The sequence below is a fragment of the Labrenzia sp. THAF82 genome (assembly GCF_009363435.1).
Taxonomy (GTDB): Bacteria; Pseudomonadota; Alphaproteobacteria; order Rhizobiales; family Stappiaceae; genus Roseibium; species Roseibium porphyridii.
In genome coordinates, this window is sequence record NZ_CP045354.1 from 4,914,093 (window position 1) to 4,928,576 (window position 14,484).

Sequence of the window (14,484 nt, forward strand, 5' to 3'; positions counted from 1 at the left end):
GCCTAAATACTGCAGAGGCTCGTTGCAAAAGCGTAAGGGCAAATTGACCGTCTCCCCATTCAGGTCTGGCCTTTTCCGGCTGCAGGATGTAATCGGTTCGCAACTTTCGATGATTGGCGTTCGCCGAGAAGCCTCCAAAAGCGGGAATGAACAATGCGCGTTGCAATGATTGGAACCGGCTATGTCGGTCTGGTGTCCGGAACTTGTTTTGCCGACTTTGGTCACGTCGTGACATGCATTGACAAGGACACCTCCAAGATCGATGCATTGAACAATGGTGAGATCCCGATCTATGAGCCAGGCTTGCAGGACCTTGTCGCAAAAAACGTTTCTGAAGAACGTCTTTTTTTCACGACCGATCCTGAGGACGCAATCAGACAGGCGGACGCGGTTTTTATCGCTGTCGGCACACCAACGCGGCGCGGTGATGGCCATGCGGATCTCACTTATGTCTATGCTGCCGCAGAAGAAATCGCAGCCTTGATCGAAGGCTTTACCGTTATCGTCACGAAGTCGACCGTACCGGTTGGTACAGGTGACGAAGTGGAAGCCATTATTCAGCGAACCAATCCTGATGCTGAATTCGCGGTGGTTTCGAACCCGGAATTCCTGCGCGAAGGCGCAGCAATCAATGACTTCAAACGCCCTGACCGGGTTGTTGTGGGAACCGAGAGCGAACAGGCCGTGGACGTCATGCGTGAGCTTTATCGGCCGCTCTACCTCAACGAAACGCCGATCATTGTCACCCGCAGGCGCACGTCTGAATTGATCAAATATGCCGCGAATGCATTTCTCGCCGTCAAGATCACCTTTATCAACGAGATCGCAGATCTTTGCGAAAAGGTCGGTGCCAATGTTCAGGAAGTGTCGCGTGGCATCGGACTTGATAACCGCATCGGTTCAAAGTTTCTGCACGCTGGCCCAGGCTACGGCGGTTCCTGTTTCCCCAAGGACACACTTGCTCTGTCAAAGATCGCCGCAGACGCCCAGTCCGATCTGAAAGTGGTCGACTCTGTGATTGAGGTGAATTCAGCCCGAAAAAAGAAGATGGCTGACAAGGTGATTGATTTCTTGGGCGGAGATGTCGATGGAAAGACCATTGCCCTGCTCGGGCTGGCTTTCAAGCCGAATACGGACGACATGCGTGAAGCGCCCAGCCTCGACATTGTCGAAAAATTGCAAGATGCCGGTGCCAATATCCGCGCCTTTGATCCTGCAAGTATGGAAGAAGCAGAGAAGCTCATGACGGGTGTTCTGTTCTGCGATGGGCCCTATCACGCCATCGAAAACGCGGACGCCGTTGTCATTGTCACCGAGTGGGATCAATTCCGGGCACTGGATCTGGAGCGCATGAAAACGCTTCTGAACGCGCCGAAAGTGGTGGACCTGCGCAACATTTACACCTCTGACTATATGGGTAGCCGCGGCTTCGAATACACAAGCATTGGTAGAAGCTACTAAGTTGTATTGACGGTGACAGTATTCAGAATGGTTGTACTTTGGTTGCAACCGCTCTGACTCACACCTTTGAAAACGTTACCAAAATTTCACATCACATTTAACTTTGGATTATTGCGCAATCAAATTCTGCGTGGTAACCAAATCCTTAACAAGAAGAACTTTTACGAGTTCTGTTAACCAGTTGTTTACGATTTCGTGGCGCGCACAGGACCCAACAGGTACAATGTTACCGTTGTTCTCCCATTGCACGCGACCGCGCGAGGCTGACGGATTTTGGCAAACGAAACTGTCTCATATGACGCTGACGATCATCGCAGCGGACCGATCAAGCTGTCCGGAATTTCCGGTCTGCAGCCGCGACGGTTCCGATCTGCGCGGAAGAACCGGTCACGCTTCCTGAAGCGACCTCTCGACGTTGTCGGAGCAAGCGTCGGGCTCGTCCTGCTGATGCCTTTGTTTGTGCTGATTGCGCTTTCAATCAAACTGACGAGCCGAGGACCTGTTTTTTTCAAGCAGCAGCGACATGGCTTGAACGGCGTGCCATTCGAAGTGCTGAAGTTCCGGACGATGTACAAGAATATGTGCGACGATAGCGGTGTCGTGCAAACCGTTCAGAATGACCCCAGAGTGACACCTGTTGGTTCCTTCCTGCGGAAGAGCAATTTCGACGAGCTGCCCCAGCTGATCAATGTATTGAGGGGGGACATGTCTCTCGTTGGGCCTCGCCCGCATGTGCCCGGTATGCTCGCCGCCGGCGTTCCTTACGAAGAGTTTGATCCAAGATACATGGATCGCCACAAAATTCTTCCCGGCATTACAGGACTGGCACAGGTCAGCGGTTTTAGAGGTGAGACCCGGGAAGAATATCAGGCACGCATGCGGCTGGAGCACGATCTTCACTATGTCGAAAACCAGTCGCTGCTGCTCGACATAAAGATCATTCTCGAAACCGTGCGAACCGAGTTTTTCAGTGGCAAAGGCTACTGAGTGCGCCGATCTGAACCGCTAGATTCCATATTCCAGATGGACAGTTTCAGGCTTTTGACCTGAGCAGGCCCGCAAGATGTCGGACGGCCAGCAGATACCCGTCAACGCCGCACCCTGCCAACACTGCATCCGCACGCCCTGAAACGTAGGAATGGTGGCGAAAGTCCTCGCGTTTATGGATATTCGAGATATGAACCTCGACAACAGGTGCGTCAAAGGTGTTGAGCGCGTCAAGGATAGCAATTGACGTGTGTGAATATGCGGCCGGGTTTATGATAATCCCATCGGCCTTCTCGCGGGCCTCATGGATCCAGTCTATGAGTTCATGTTCAGCATTGCTTTGACGAAATACGATTTCGACCCCGACTTCCGAACCCATGGTTTCGCAAAGCCGGCAAACATCATCAAGCGTCTTAGAACCGTATATCTCAGGTTGCCGTTTCCCAAGAAGGTTGAGATTCGGTCCGTTCAGTATGTAGACAACTTTCGCCATGTAAGATGTTCCCTATTCACCGTCAAAAACGGCAAGATTCCTGCAGACATTCCTGCGAAATTGATTGAACTACCACAAAAGATTGTGGACGGCTCCCGATTACACCAAGCATACTTAGACGTGCACTTGCACTCGCCAGATTTACGCACTATTAACCATAAATCTCCAGTGTGTATGAAAATCACCTAAGCGAGAAATCATGATCAAGCTGCGTGAACGGCTGGACACTTTAGAAGCTCTGATGTCAGCCATCGAGGGCTATCAGCACCTCCCCATTGACGTTCTGTCTCAGTTCCTTCTGGACCACTATACTGTTGATCTTGATGTGCTGGCCCAATTTGCCGATGCAGTGGAAGACAGAAGTTCTGTCGTTGCACAAAGCGGTGAGACGTACCAGACGGCAAGAGCCGGCGCTGCCGCTTAACCGTAGCCAGGTTGGCGGCACAAATATCCTGAAAATCAACCGATTGCGGTAACGTTTTCGACTGGACCATCCTGGCCCGGTGGTTGGCCTTGTGGCTGACCAGGTCCTCCCTGCCAGATTTTCTGGCGATTGCGGATTTCCCGCGGTGCAGGACCGAAGTAGGTGGCGGTTTTGATGAAGTCACGCGGATGCAATATGACGCTCGAGACGCGCTGATACAGAGACTTCGCAGAAATCGGTTTGGACAAAAGCTCATGCACGCCAAGCCGGCGTGCTTCAACGATCCGGCTGCGTTCCGTATGCGCCGTCACCATGATTATCGGGATATAAGCAAACGGATTGTTGGGACTGCGGATCATGCGAACCATATCGGCGCCGTCCAGAATGGGCATGACCCAATCCAGGATCAAGATATCCGGATTGGCGCGGTCCATCGCCTCGAGGCCGGAAGCACCGTCCTCAGCCTCGACAATTCGGCGCGCGCCAAAACCCTGCAGCATCGTGCGCAGGATCGTCCGCATATATGCACTGTCTTCGACCAACAAAAATGTCAGCGAGGCAAGATCCAGGCTCACCTAGTCCTCCATGTTTCCTGACAGTGTTGACATGAAAGTCTGAACAATGAGTTAGCCAGAGGCTTGTGACTGTCTTGCTATGAATTGCAGTGGCCAAAGTGCCTGCATGGATTGGCAAGGCGTTTACAAAACCGTTTGGATGCAAAAGGACGGTTTCATCTCTCGGTAATGTTGCGCCACATTAATCTTTTGTCGCCTATCGGTTTAACGCGAGATTCAATTCTGAGCGTCATGGTAACGCTGTATCGTCAAAGCCTTAAACATACATTCTACCGGTTGTCCGTCATATGCCTTTGCAACAAGAAATGTTCCAAAACGAAGAAACGTTTGCTGCCGAGCAACCGGACGTTGATGTGCGTCAGAGATCTTTTCAGCGCGAGAATCTCTTACTGATTGCCGGTGTCGCGCTGGTATTGCTGGCAGCAGGCATGGCGATGTCAAACGCATTGGCCTAGGCCAGCGGACTCGCATTTAACCAGCAACTTGCCCATCAGGTTTTTGCAAATCTGGCAGTAAACAAGGCAACACATCCAATCATCTCAATGGACACCTCGGCGAACCGCGCAGAGAGTTCCGCTCGCAATGCTTCCAGAGTGTCGTCAGCGTTCGCAAACACGCCTCTTGTATTATAAATGCTCATGAGCTTGCGCGCGAGCAGAGGGCGCGGATTTGCGACTTGCAAGATGGTTGATCCAAAGACTGTTCCCCTTTCGGAAAGATGGGGTTTCAGGTGATCGAAGACAACCGACTTTCGAGCCATGCAGCCCGGCAGGCAATGCAGAAGATAGTTCAAGCCGATACTGTCGAAGTGACCAAGAGCGTCGGGTAATGGCACCATTGCATCAGCATGAACGGATTTCGGCTTGTACCTGCTGATGCGTTCCGACGCGCTTTCAAGACACTCTCTGTTTGGATCAAGCAGAGTAATTTGCGGTGACTTTGCAGGAAACCTGGCCTTGTCGAGGAAGAAGCCAGTTCCGACGCCGATATCAAGATGGCGAGCCGACAAGTTGGCCACGTGATGTCCAATGAGATGCCTGCTTGGACAGCGCCAGATGAAACGGTTGGAAAACCCCAGAACCAATGCGTCGTAGAGCGCGAGAGTTCTTCGAGAATAGACCGCGTAACCGGGTTTGTTTTCTTCGGGAAACTTTCCCACGCACAACATCCCAAGGCTGGCCGTTAGCACCAAGTCTTAGCAGTGTAGTCGTCAGTACAAGCTCACGCTATCAAATAGAGCGCCGTTCAGTCGGGCAGATCGTCATCGTCCAGAATGCGCCATTTTGCACCTTCCAGATCGTCATACTGGCCGCTCTTGAGAGACCAAAGAAATGCGCCCAAGCCAAGCGCCCCCAAGAACAAGGCTATCGGGATCAGGAAAATGAGCACATCCATGAGCGTTATCCCTTTGCCAGCTGGTCTTGGGACTTGCGAACCGGCACTGGTTCACGTGAATTGGCGGTCTCACCGAAGCGCAGTTTCAGCGCATTTGCCGTCACTGCCAACGAAGACGCAGACATGGCGACAGCGGCCATAAGCGGTGTCACGAAGCCGGCAACGGCGATCGGTACGGCAATGATGTTGTAGACTACAGATATCCAAAGGTTCTGCTCGATCGCCGCTCGGGCTCTCTTTGAAAGACGCAGCGCATCCGCAACGGGCTGCAGCTTTTCGCCCAGAAAGACCGCGTCCGCAGCAGCCTGGCTCAAATGCACCGCAGAGACCGGAGACAGCGACACATTTGCGCCCGCCAATGCTGGCGCATCGTTGAGGCCATCCCCCACCATCAGCACGTTCCTGCCTTCAGCTTGAAGTGCTTCCAACCGGGCAATCTTGCTGGCAGGTTTCATGCCTGCCTGCCAGGCCTCCACATCAAGAGCCCGTGCGCAGTCGGCGACGGCCGGCTCCGTGTCACCTGAGACAATCTCTAGCGCGAACCCATCCGCCTTCAGCTGATCAATGACGGCGCGCGCATCAGGCCGCAGGCTCTGACGGAAGGTCAAAAGCCGAACCGGCGCATCACCGTGGCGGATTGCAAGAAGCGATGCACCGGGCGTCTCGGACAAGGCTTGCTCGATCTGCTGGTGAGACGCACCACAGAACATCGGGCTGCCGAGCCGGAGCGTCTTGCCGGCAACCTCTGTTTCCAGTCCTGCGCCAGAAACCTCAGTCACTTCAGCAAGCGGTGTGATTGCGCCCGTTGCCTTGACCAGTGCTGCTGACAAAGGGTGCCGGCTGGCCAGAGCAAGCCGGCCGGCAAGAAGCACAGTGTCGTCTTCTGTGTCTATTTCACTGCACAGTTCCGGTTCAGCCAGTGTCAAGGTGCCTGTCTTGTCGAACAAGATGGTATCAATGTCAGCCAGACGTTCGATCGCATCGCTTGAATTCAAAAGGACACCGCATCGAAACAACTGTCCTGAGGCAACGACCTGGACCGCGGGCACCGCAAGCCCGAGTGCACAGGGACAGGTGATGATCAGAACCGAAATGGAAATCACAAGCGCGGGTTGCCACGCCAGTCCCGCAAGCAGCCACCCAAGGAAAGTGATGGCAGCTGCGCCATGCACAAGCGGTGCATAAAGCCGGGCTGCTCGATCCGCAACGCGCACATACTTCGACTTTGCCTGTGATGCGGTTTCAAGAAGCCGATTGACCTCATCCAGGAGCGTCGCACCGGACGCTGCCTCAACACGCACCTGCAAGGCTCCTGCCCCGTTCAAGGTACCCGCATAAACACGCTGCCCGGGATTTACGGGAACAAGTACGCTTTCCCCCGTCACGAGGCTCTGGTCGATTTCCGAAGCGCCCGTTTCCACAACTCCGTCGACAGGGACACGTTCACCGCCGGAGACCATGACCAGGTCACCAGTCTCGATCTTGGAAAGCGGAACCTCGCGGACGGTGCCATCCGGATTGATCCGGGCTGCGACTTCAGCCTTCAATGCAGCGATGTTCTCAGCGAAGGACCGCGTGCGCCCGCGCATGTTGTGGTCGAGATAACGACCGATCAACAAGAAGAAGAGCAACATCACCGCAGATTCAAAATAGGCATGATGATGATGCTGGATCGTTTGCACGACTGAAAGCGCAACCGCAAGAAAAACACCGATCACTATTGGCACGTCCATATTCAACCGCCCGGCAGCGAGCGCCTTGAACGCGCTTTTCACAAATGGACGGCCCGAATAGGCAACGGTCGGCAAGGCAATCAATGCTGACAACCAGTGGAAAAAATCGCGCGTTTCCGGGGTTATGTCAGTTGCGTTTCCGGACCAGACGGAAACGGACAGCAGCATGATGTTCATGCCGGCGAAGCCCGCGACCGCCAGGCAACGCAACAACTGCTTGCCGGTTTTGTCCTGGCGTTCGCGTTGACTTGCCGGATCGAAGGGATGCGCCGCATAGCCGAGGCGCTCCAACTCGGCGACTATCTCATCGGCTCCGGTTTCATCCTGAACCCAATCGACCGCGAGACGCTGGCTGGTCAGGTTGACCCGCGCATTGCGAATTCCGGGAAGACGATGCAGACCGCGCTCAATTTCGCCCATGCAGGCAGCACAGGTGATGCCGTCGACGGCGAGGTCCATATGAACCGCGCCGTCCTTTCCCGGGGTGACAAAGGCCTGCCAATCGCGCTGATGAACCGTCAAAACCGTCGCCTCAATCCGTCAGGAAAATCCGGTTTTCGGATTTGAACATCCGCTTACCGTCCTGCTCGATTACCAACACCAGGTTCCAGTTGCCCGCGGGCAGGTCAGAAACGTCTGCCGTATACCTGCCGCCGCCATCTGCATTCAGGAAGAGTTCCACATCCCCCTCCCCTTGAGCCGGTCGCCGCAACGCGGCTTTGACATCCACACCATAAAGAGGCGTGCCCTTCGCATCCAACGCCGTAACCTGAACCTTGGCACCTGCACCTGTCGTCCGCGTAACTTCGTTGGTCACCTGCCAGCGCAATTCTTCCTGGGCCTTTGCAGCCGCAATTTCCCGATTGTAGGCCTGTCCGGCCTCATAGGAACTTTCTACGACCACCCCCGGGAATGAACCGAAAGCGAGGTAAAGAAAGATCGCATTGGCCGTGAAAATAACGCCAAAAAATCCTATCAACCAAGCCAGCACCGTTTTGCCGGTGATGGCCTTTGGATCCTTCATGTTCGACTGAACCATGGTCATCATTATCTCCTCAAGGATTTCCCGGGGCTTTGAACGTGTCTTTGGCGGTCACAACCTCACCCATCACGCTTTCCGTGATCCGAAAGACGACAGGTGTCGAATGAGGCATGTCCTCAGAGGGTGACGATGTCACCAATATCCGAACTTCCCGTGTGGTGTCCGGACCAACTTCGATGAAGGGCCGGCCGGCAAAGGTTTCGTCGACACCTACAGCCTCAACAAGCGTTTCGGGCGGCATGCCCTCCACATGAAGCATGAAGTGGCGCTCGTGGCGGCGTTTGTTCGAAAGACGAACCGTATAACCATTGCGCACAGATCCGTCGGACTGTTCCACAAAGATCGGATTTCTGTCGTGCAGAACGCTGATATCGGCGAAATCACGGTTGAGCAGCACGAACAGCATGATTGCGCCAACCAGTGCTATGACTGCTGCGTAAATAACCGTCCGGACCCGGACAATCTCGTAGACCGGCTCCTTGCCTTCGATCCGGCGTTCAATGTTTTCGTCAGTATCATAAGCGATCAGGCCCGTAGGCTTTCCTATCTTCGTCATGATGTTGTCGCACGCGTCGATACAGAGACCGCACTGAATGCAATCTAGCTGCATGCCTTTGCGAATATCGACCCCGGTCGGGCAGACCTGAAAACACTGGTAGCAGTCGATGCAATCACCTGCCGGAAGCCCCTGATCAACCAATTTCTTGTTTTGCTTCAGGGACCCGCGCGGTTCACCGCGGTCCCAGCGATAGGTAACGTTGAGCGCTTTTTCATCGGTCAGTGCAGCCTGAATACGTGGCCAGGGGCACATATAAATGCACACCTGTTCCCGCATAAAACCTGCCAACAGATAGGTCGTGGTGGTCAGGATCCCGATCCAGATATACGCGATCATGGGTGCCTGGAACGTCAGCAACTGCCAGACCAGCGTCGGGGCATCGTTGAAGTAAAGAACCCAGGCTCCACCCGTCCACCAGGCGATCATCAGCCAGAAGAAATGTTTTGTAGCCCTTTTGCCAACCTTTCCGGCGGTCCAGGGCTGTTTGTCGAGCGCGATCCGCTCACGCCGGTCGCCCTCTACCTTTCGCTCAACCCACAGGAACAGATCCGTCCAGACCGTCTGAGGACACAGATAGCCGCACCAGATCCGGCCTGCGACAGCGTTCATCAAGAACAAGGTCACTGCAGCGATAATGAGCAGACCCGTGAGGTAGTAGACTTCCTGCGGCCAGATCTCGATGAAGAAAAAGTAGGCCCGCCGATGCTCCATATCGACCAGGACAGCCTGGCCGGGTGCGTTCGGCCCCCTGTCATAGCGAATGAAAGGCAGGAAGTAGTAGATGCCCAGAGTAATGAAAAGCAGTGCCCACTTGATTCTGCGAAACAGACCGTGGGTCGCCATGGGATAGATCTTTTTGGCTGACGCAAACCATTCTTCGGATTGCGAGCCTTCATGCGTTTCGGTGTCCGTAGACATGCCGCCCGTCCTCTTAAACGCGATCCTGCCCCAATAGGATCTGAACTTTCAGATGCTCATGATCTTTAGCATCCGGATTTCAAAATAAACCGGCGCAAAGCGTCACACTTTGCGCCGGATCAAATCATTCAGGCCTTCTGGCGTTTTTGTCGCATCAGTCCTGTGAATTACAGGTCCGGCCTGACAGATTTACTGACCACCACCGAAGGAGTGGACGTAAACGGTCAACGACTTGATGGTCGCCGGATCGAGACGATCCGACCATGCCGGCATCACGCCGTTCCTTGGGTTCGTGACCTGCGCCTTGATGGCATCAAGCGATTTGCCATAAAGGTAATTGGCCGACATCAAGCTCGGTGCACCGACTTCCTGAATTCCTTCCAGGTTGTCGCCATGACACGCTGCGCAATTGTCTTCGTAGAGTGTCTGCCCAGCGGCCAGATCAACACCTTCGTCCGTATCAAGTCCGGCTTTGGACGCAACGAAGTTCGAGACCTGATTGATCTCGTCCTTGCTCAGAAGTTCGTCGCGACCGTAGGCCGGCATGTCACCGAAGCGGGTGTCGTCGTTGGTGGTCCGGATGCCATGGAGCAAGGTGGTGTGGATGTCATCCAGCGTACCGCCCCAAAGCCAGGTATCATCCTGAAGGTTCGGATAGCCCTCAGCACCGGTACCGCCACTGCCGTGGCAAGGTGCACAGTTGTCGCCGAAGGCAGCCTGACCGTTTGCCAACGCAAATTGCAGCATCTCCTGATCAGCCGAAATGTCCTGTAGCGAGGTGGCGACAATCTTGTCGGCAAACTCGGACCGATCGGCAATACCTTGATCATAAGCGGCGATCGCTTCCATGCGCTGGTTAGCGCCGAGGACACCTTTCGTGTAGCTGGATACCAACGGCCAAGCCGGATAGAGGATCCAGTAAACAACCGCCCAGGCGATGGTGACGTAAAAGAGATACAGCCACCATCTCGGCAAGGGATTGTTCAGTTCTTTCAGGCCATCCCACTCGTGGCCGGTGGTCTCGACCCCGGAAACCTGGTCGACTTCCTTGTTGTGTGCGTCAGCCATCAATCAATCCTCCCGAAACGGGATCTGAGCTGCATCGTCGAACTTTTTGCGGTTCTTTGGCCACAACGCATAGGCCAGGACGATGCCAAACAGGATCATGAAGTAGAGTAGGCCCCAGGTCTGTGCGAAGCCTGCGAAAGCGGTATACGTTTCGTTCATCGCCCTTACCTCGAGTTTGCCTTGTTGTCGTAGATGGAGAAGTCCACCATCGTGCCGAGCACCTGGAGATAGGCGACGAGAGCGTCCATCTCGGTGACGGCGTCGGGATTGCCATCGAAGTCGCGGATCTGAGCCGTCGGCCAACGCTCCTCGAATGCATAAGCTGCATCCGTGTCCGGCCGAGCCTGTCCCATCAGATCGCTGGCTGCGTTCTCAATCTGCTCTTCGGTGTAAGGCACACCAACGATGCTGTTGACCGTCAGGGCCGATTGAGTGTCACGCGTGTCCAGCTTGTTTTCCGCCAGGAACGGGTAGCCGGGCATGATTGACGCGGGAACCAGAGACCGTGGGTTGATCAGGTGCTCCGTGTGCCAGGCGTCGGAATACTTGCCGCCAACGCGGGCAAGGTCCGGGCCTGTGCGTTTGGACCCCCACTGGAACGGATGGTCATACATTGACTCCGCCGCCAGCGAGAAATGACCGTAGCGCTCCATTTCATCCCGCATCGGGCGCACCATCTGCGAGTGGCAAAGGTAACACCCTTCACGGATATAGATGTCGCGCCCCTTGAGCTCGAGCGGCGTATAGGGCCGCATTCCAACTGTCTTCTCGATTGTGCTCTTCAGGTAGAAGAGCGGTGCAATCTCGACCAGACCGCCGATGGCGACCGCCACCAGAATGCCTATCAGCAGAACAAAGGAGTTCTTCTCAAAGACTTCGTGTTTTTTCCATGCAGACATTTTTGTCCCTCCCTTATTCGGCCGGAGCCAGGGAGCCAGCCGGCGCAGCGTCGGCTTCTTCAGCCTCGCCATGACGGACGGTCATCCAGAGATTGTAGGCCATGATCACGGCGCCGAGCACGAACAGCGCACCACCGAGAGCACGGATGATGTAGAACGGATGCATTGCTTCCACGGTTTCCACGAACGAGTATTCAAGGAAGCCGAGGCTGTCATATGCCCGCCACATCAGGCCCTGCATGATACCGGACACCCACATCGCGGTGATGTAGAGAACGATACCGAGCGTCGACAGCCAGAAGTGCCAGTTCACCAGCTTCAGCGAATAGAGCTGCTTCTTGTTCCACAGCCAGGGAACGAGGCAGTAAATCGCGCCGAAGGAGATGTAACCCACCCAGCCGAGAGCACCGGAATGCACGTGGCCAATGGTCCAGTCGGTGTAATGCGACAGTGAATTGACCGAGCGCAGGCTCATCAACGGACCTTCAAAGGTCGACATGCCGTAGAATGCAACCGAGACAACCATCATACGCAGAACCGGATCGGTTCTCAGCTTGTCCCAGGCACCCGACAGGGTCATCAGACCGTTGATCATGCCACCCCAGGACGGCATCCACAGGATGATGGAGAAGGTTGCACCCAGGGTCGAAGCCCATTGCGGCAGAGCCGTGTAGTGCAGGTGGTGCGGACCAGCCCAGATGTAGAGGAAGATCAGCGCCCAGAAGTGGACAATCGACAGGCGGTAAGAATAGACCGGCCGGTCAGCCTGCTTCGGAATGAAGTAGTACATGATGGCCAGGAAGCCGGCTGTCAGGAAGAACCCGACCGCGTTGTGGCCGTACCACCATTGAACCATTGCATCCTGTACACCCGACCAGACGATGTAGGACTTTGTCGAATAGATCGACACCGGTATCGTCAGGTTGTTGGTGATGTGAAGCATGGCAATCGTGACGATGAACGCCAGATAGAACCAGTTGGCCACATAGATATGCGGCTCTTTCCGCTTCCAGAGCGTGCCGAGGAACAGGAACAGATAGAAGACCCAGACAATGGTCAGCCACAGATCGGCATACCATTCCGGTTCCGCGTATTCCTTACTCTGGGTCACGCCCAGAAGGTATCCAGTGCCGGCAATAACGATGAAAGCGTTGTAGCCGAGAATAACGAACCAGGGCAGGATCCTGCCCGGCATGCGAGCCCGGCTGGTTCTTTGCACCACATACATTGACGTGGCCAGCAGCACGTTGCCGCCAAAGGCGAAAATCACGGCTGAGGTGTGCAAGGGACGCAAGCGCCCGAAATTGGTCCAGGGAAGATCGAAATTCAGCGCTGGCCATGCCAGCTGCAACGCGATCACGAGCCCGACCGTAAAGCCGGCCAGTCCCCAGAACATTGCTGCGATGGTCCCGAATTTGACCGGTCCCATGTTGTAGTTCGGTTTTCCGTCGATTTCAGCCGGGATCGGTTCCCCGCCGTCGTCGAAGTAGTTCTTGAAGATAAAAAACACGCCCACAGCGGCAAACAAAGTGCCGATGCCAGCGTGAAATGCCATGACCTGATCAAATGTCTTGCCCGCTACGATCAAGCAGACAAAAGCAAGCACCACGAGGAAGATCGCAAAACCGCCTTCCTCGAGCGAGATCATTTTGGCCTTATTTTGTGCCATTTCAGCGCCCCAGTCCTTAGAATCCATACAAGGTGCCAACGATGGCACGACCATGCACACGACTTTCCCGAGCCGCGTTGATTCATATCAATGGGGTCATACAGTCCCTCTAGACAAAAGGTTGAGTGCAGGTTGTCGCACCTGACCGGCACAATGTCGCAGCTCCTGGTTCAGGCCCCGCAAAGCGCAATAATTTGCCCTCTTTCCAATCAGGAATTGCCGACCACTTTCGTCCCTGAAACACGAATTTTCAGCGCGCCCACCAGGAAGCTGTGCTACTTCGTCACTGCCCTTCCTCACGTCGGCGCTGGTTAAAATGCCGCCGACGCCGCCAAACCAGGACATGCTTCTTGCCGTCGATGCACGAGAACAGAACGCCCTTGCCGCCGAATCTTGCCGGCAGCCTCTGGATGATCGCCGCCATGGCGGCGTTCGCACTGGAGGATGCTTTTGTAAAGCAGGCTGCGCTTCAGCTTCCTGTCAGCGAAATTCTTGTCTTGTTTGGCCTCGGCGGCGCATTGGCTTTCTGGGCGCTGGCGGCCTTTAATCGCGAGCACGTATTCAGGCGCGAAGTCATATCGCCGGTAATGCAGGTGCGGTTTGGTTTTGAGCTTGTCGGACGATTGTTTTATATTCTCGCTCTTGCCCTCACTCCGCTCTCGGCCACAACCGTCATTCTGCAGGCGACGCCAATTTTTGTGGTGTTGGGCGCAGCCCTTTTCTTCGGCGAGAAGGTTGGCTGGCGCCGCTGGACGGCCATTCTCGTCGGCCTTGTCGGCGTCATTATCGTTTTGAAACCTGACAGCGGATCGTTTACCCCCCTGTCGCTTCTTGCTGTCATTGGAATGCTCGGATTTTCCGGACGTGACCTGGCCAGCCGGGCTGCACCTGCGTCGCTCAGCACAAATGTGCTTGGGTTTTACGGCTTCGTGACCATACTGATCGCGGGGCTCCTGTTTGGTCTTTGGGAACAACCGGTATTTGTCGCACCTCCCCCTAACAGTATTTTCGCCCTTCTGGCCGCCGTGTTTTTCGGCATCTTTGCCTATACGGCATTGATGAAGGCGATGCGGACGGGTGAAATCGCCACGGTCGCACCCTTCCGCTATTCCAGGCTTTTATTCGGTGTCTTACTGGGTGTTGTCTGGTTTGGAGAAACAGTCGATACGCAAATGCTGATCGGTTGCGGCATCATTGTCGGTTCGGGACTGTTCATTTTGTGGCGTGGGGGCAAAGTTCGCGGCAAATCGTGATCAGCTGT

16 protein-coding genes are annotated in these 14,484 nt (G+C 55.0%); 5 read left to right on the forward strand and 11 right to left on the reverse strand.

Annotated elements, in window-relative coordinates; genetic code table 11:
* Nucleotides 1-153 precede the first annotated feature (153 nt).
* A complete protein-coding gene (locus tag FIV00_RS22515) occupies nucleotides 154-1,461 on the forward strand; it encodes a UDP-glucose/GDP-mannose dehydrogenase family protein (RefSeq protein ID WP_152502857.1) in 1,308 nt (435 codons plus the stop codon).
* 273 nt (nucleotides 1,462-1,734) lie between these two features.
* On the forward strand, nucleotides 1,735-2,448 hold the full coding sequence (locus FIV00_RS22520) for a sugar transferase (protein ID WP_247649270.1): 714 nt from the start codon (nucleotides 1,735-1,737) through the stop codon (nucleotides 2,446-2,448).
* 46 nt (nucleotides 2,449-2,494) lie between these two features.
* Here the strand turns inward: FIV00_RS22520 and aroQ are convergent, their stop codons facing one another.
* Nucleotides 2,495-2,941, reverse strand: coding sequence for a type II 3-dehydroquinate dehydratase (aroQ, locus tag FIV00_RS22525; RefSeq protein ID WP_152502859.1), 447 nt, complete (start codon nucleotides 2,939-2,941; stop codon nucleotides 2,495-2,497).
* Nucleotides 2,942-3,140: 199 nt separating this feature from the next.
* Between aroQ and FIV00_RS22530 the strand changes: the two genes are divergently transcribed.
* Nucleotides 3,141-3,365 (forward strand): hypothetical protein, encoded by a 225-nt coding sequence (locus tag FIV00_RS22530; protein ID WP_152502860.1) that lies wholly within the window; start codon nucleotides 3,141-3,143, stop codon nucleotides 3,363-3,365.
* Between the two features lie 35 nt (nucleotides 3,366-3,400).
* Here the strand turns inward: FIV00_RS22530 and FIV00_RS22535 are convergent, their stop codons facing one another.
* Nucleotides 3,401-3,886 (reverse strand): response regulator, encoded by a 486-nt coding sequence (locus FIV00_RS22535; RefSeq protein WP_247649435.1) that lies wholly within the window; start codon nucleotides 3,884-3,886, stop codon nucleotides 3,401-3,403.
* A gap of 359 nt (nucleotides 3,887-4,245) precedes the next feature.
* On the opposite strand from FIV00_RS22535, the gene FIV00_RS29885 reads away from it, so the two are divergent.
* Nucleotides 4,246-4,395, forward strand: coding sequence for a hypothetical protein (locus tag FIV00_RS29885; RefSeq protein WP_173006106.1), 150 nt, complete (start codon nucleotides 4,246-4,248; stop codon nucleotides 4,393-4,395).
* A 35-nt stretch (nucleotides 4,396-4,430) separates the two neighbouring features.
* Here FIV00_RS29885 and FIV00_RS22540 read toward each other — a convergent pair whose 3' ends face one another.
* From FIV00_RS22540 to ccoN, 9 genes are all read right to left on the reverse strand, one after another.
* The gene (locus FIV00_RS22540; protein WP_152502862.1) at nucleotides 4,431-5,099 is read right to left on the reverse strand and encodes a class I SAM-dependent methyltransferase; all 669 of its coding nucleotides are present in this window, start codon (nucleotides 5,097-5,099) and stop codon (nucleotides 4,431-4,433) included.
* An 86-nt stretch (nucleotides 5,100-5,185) separates the two neighbouring features.
* Entirely contained in the window at nucleotides 5,186-5,335 is a 150-nt protein-coding gene (ccoS, locus tag FIV00_RS22545; protein WP_152502863.1) for a cbb3-type cytochrome oxidase assembly protein CcoS, read from the reverse strand.
* Nucleotides 5,336-5,340: 5 nt separating this feature from the next.
* Complete coding sequence (locus FIV00_RS22550; RefSeq protein WP_152502864.1) at nucleotides 5,341-7,590, reverse strand: heavy metal translocating P-type ATPase; 2,250 nt, start codon at nucleotides 7,588-7,590, stop codon at nucleotides 5,341-5,343.
* Between the two features lie 10 nt (nucleotides 7,591-7,600).
* A complete protein-coding gene (locus FIV00_RS22555) occupies nucleotides 7,601-8,116 on the reverse strand; it encodes a FixH family protein (RefSeq protein ID WP_209006667.1) in 516 nt (171 codons plus the stop codon).
* 7 nt (nucleotides 8,117-8,123) lie between these two features.
* Nucleotides 8,124-9,587: a cytochrome c oxidase accessory protein CcoG gene (gene ccoG / locus FIV00_RS22560; protein WP_173006107.1), complete on the reverse strand. Its 1,464-nt coding sequence runs from the start codon at nucleotides 9,585-9,587 to the stop codon at nucleotides 8,124-8,126.
* A 189-nt stretch (nucleotides 9,588-9,776) separates the two neighbouring features.
* Nucleotides 9,777-10,655 carry a cytochrome-c oxidase, cbb3-type subunit III gene (gene ccoP, locus FIV00_RS22565; RefSeq protein ID WP_152502865.1) on the reverse strand — a complete coding sequence of 293 codons (879 nt, stop codon included), beginning with the start codon at nucleotides 10,653-10,655 and terminating at the stop codon, nucleotides 9,777-9,779.
* A 3-nt stretch (nucleotides 10,656-10,658) separates the two neighbouring features.
* A complete protein-coding gene (locus FIV00_RS22570) occupies nucleotides 10,659-10,814 on the reverse strand; it encodes a cbb3-type cytochrome c oxidase subunit 3 (RefSeq protein WP_152502866.1) in 156 nt (51 codons plus the stop codon).
* Nucleotides 10,815-10,819: 5 nt separating this feature from the next.
* A complete protein-coding gene (gene ccoO, locus FIV00_RS22575; protein WP_152502867.1) occupies nucleotides 10,820-11,554 on the reverse strand; it encodes a cytochrome-c oxidase, cbb3-type subunit II in 735 nt (244 codons plus the stop codon).
* A gap of 13 nt (nucleotides 11,555-11,567) precedes the next feature.
* Entirely contained in the window at nucleotides 11,568-13,223 is a 1,656-nt protein-coding gene (ccoN, locus tag FIV00_RS22580) for a cytochrome-c oxidase, cbb3-type subunit I (protein ID WP_152502868.1), read from the reverse strand.
* A gap of 359 nt (nucleotides 13,224-13,582) precedes the next feature.
* Between ccoN and FIV00_RS22585 the strand changes: the two genes are divergently transcribed.
* A complete protein-coding gene (locus tag FIV00_RS22585) occupies nucleotides 13,583-14,476 on the forward strand; it encodes a DMT family transporter (protein ID WP_247649437.1) in 894 nt (297 codons plus the stop codon).
* The last annotated feature ends 8 nt before the right edge of the window (nucleotides 14,477-14,484 follow it).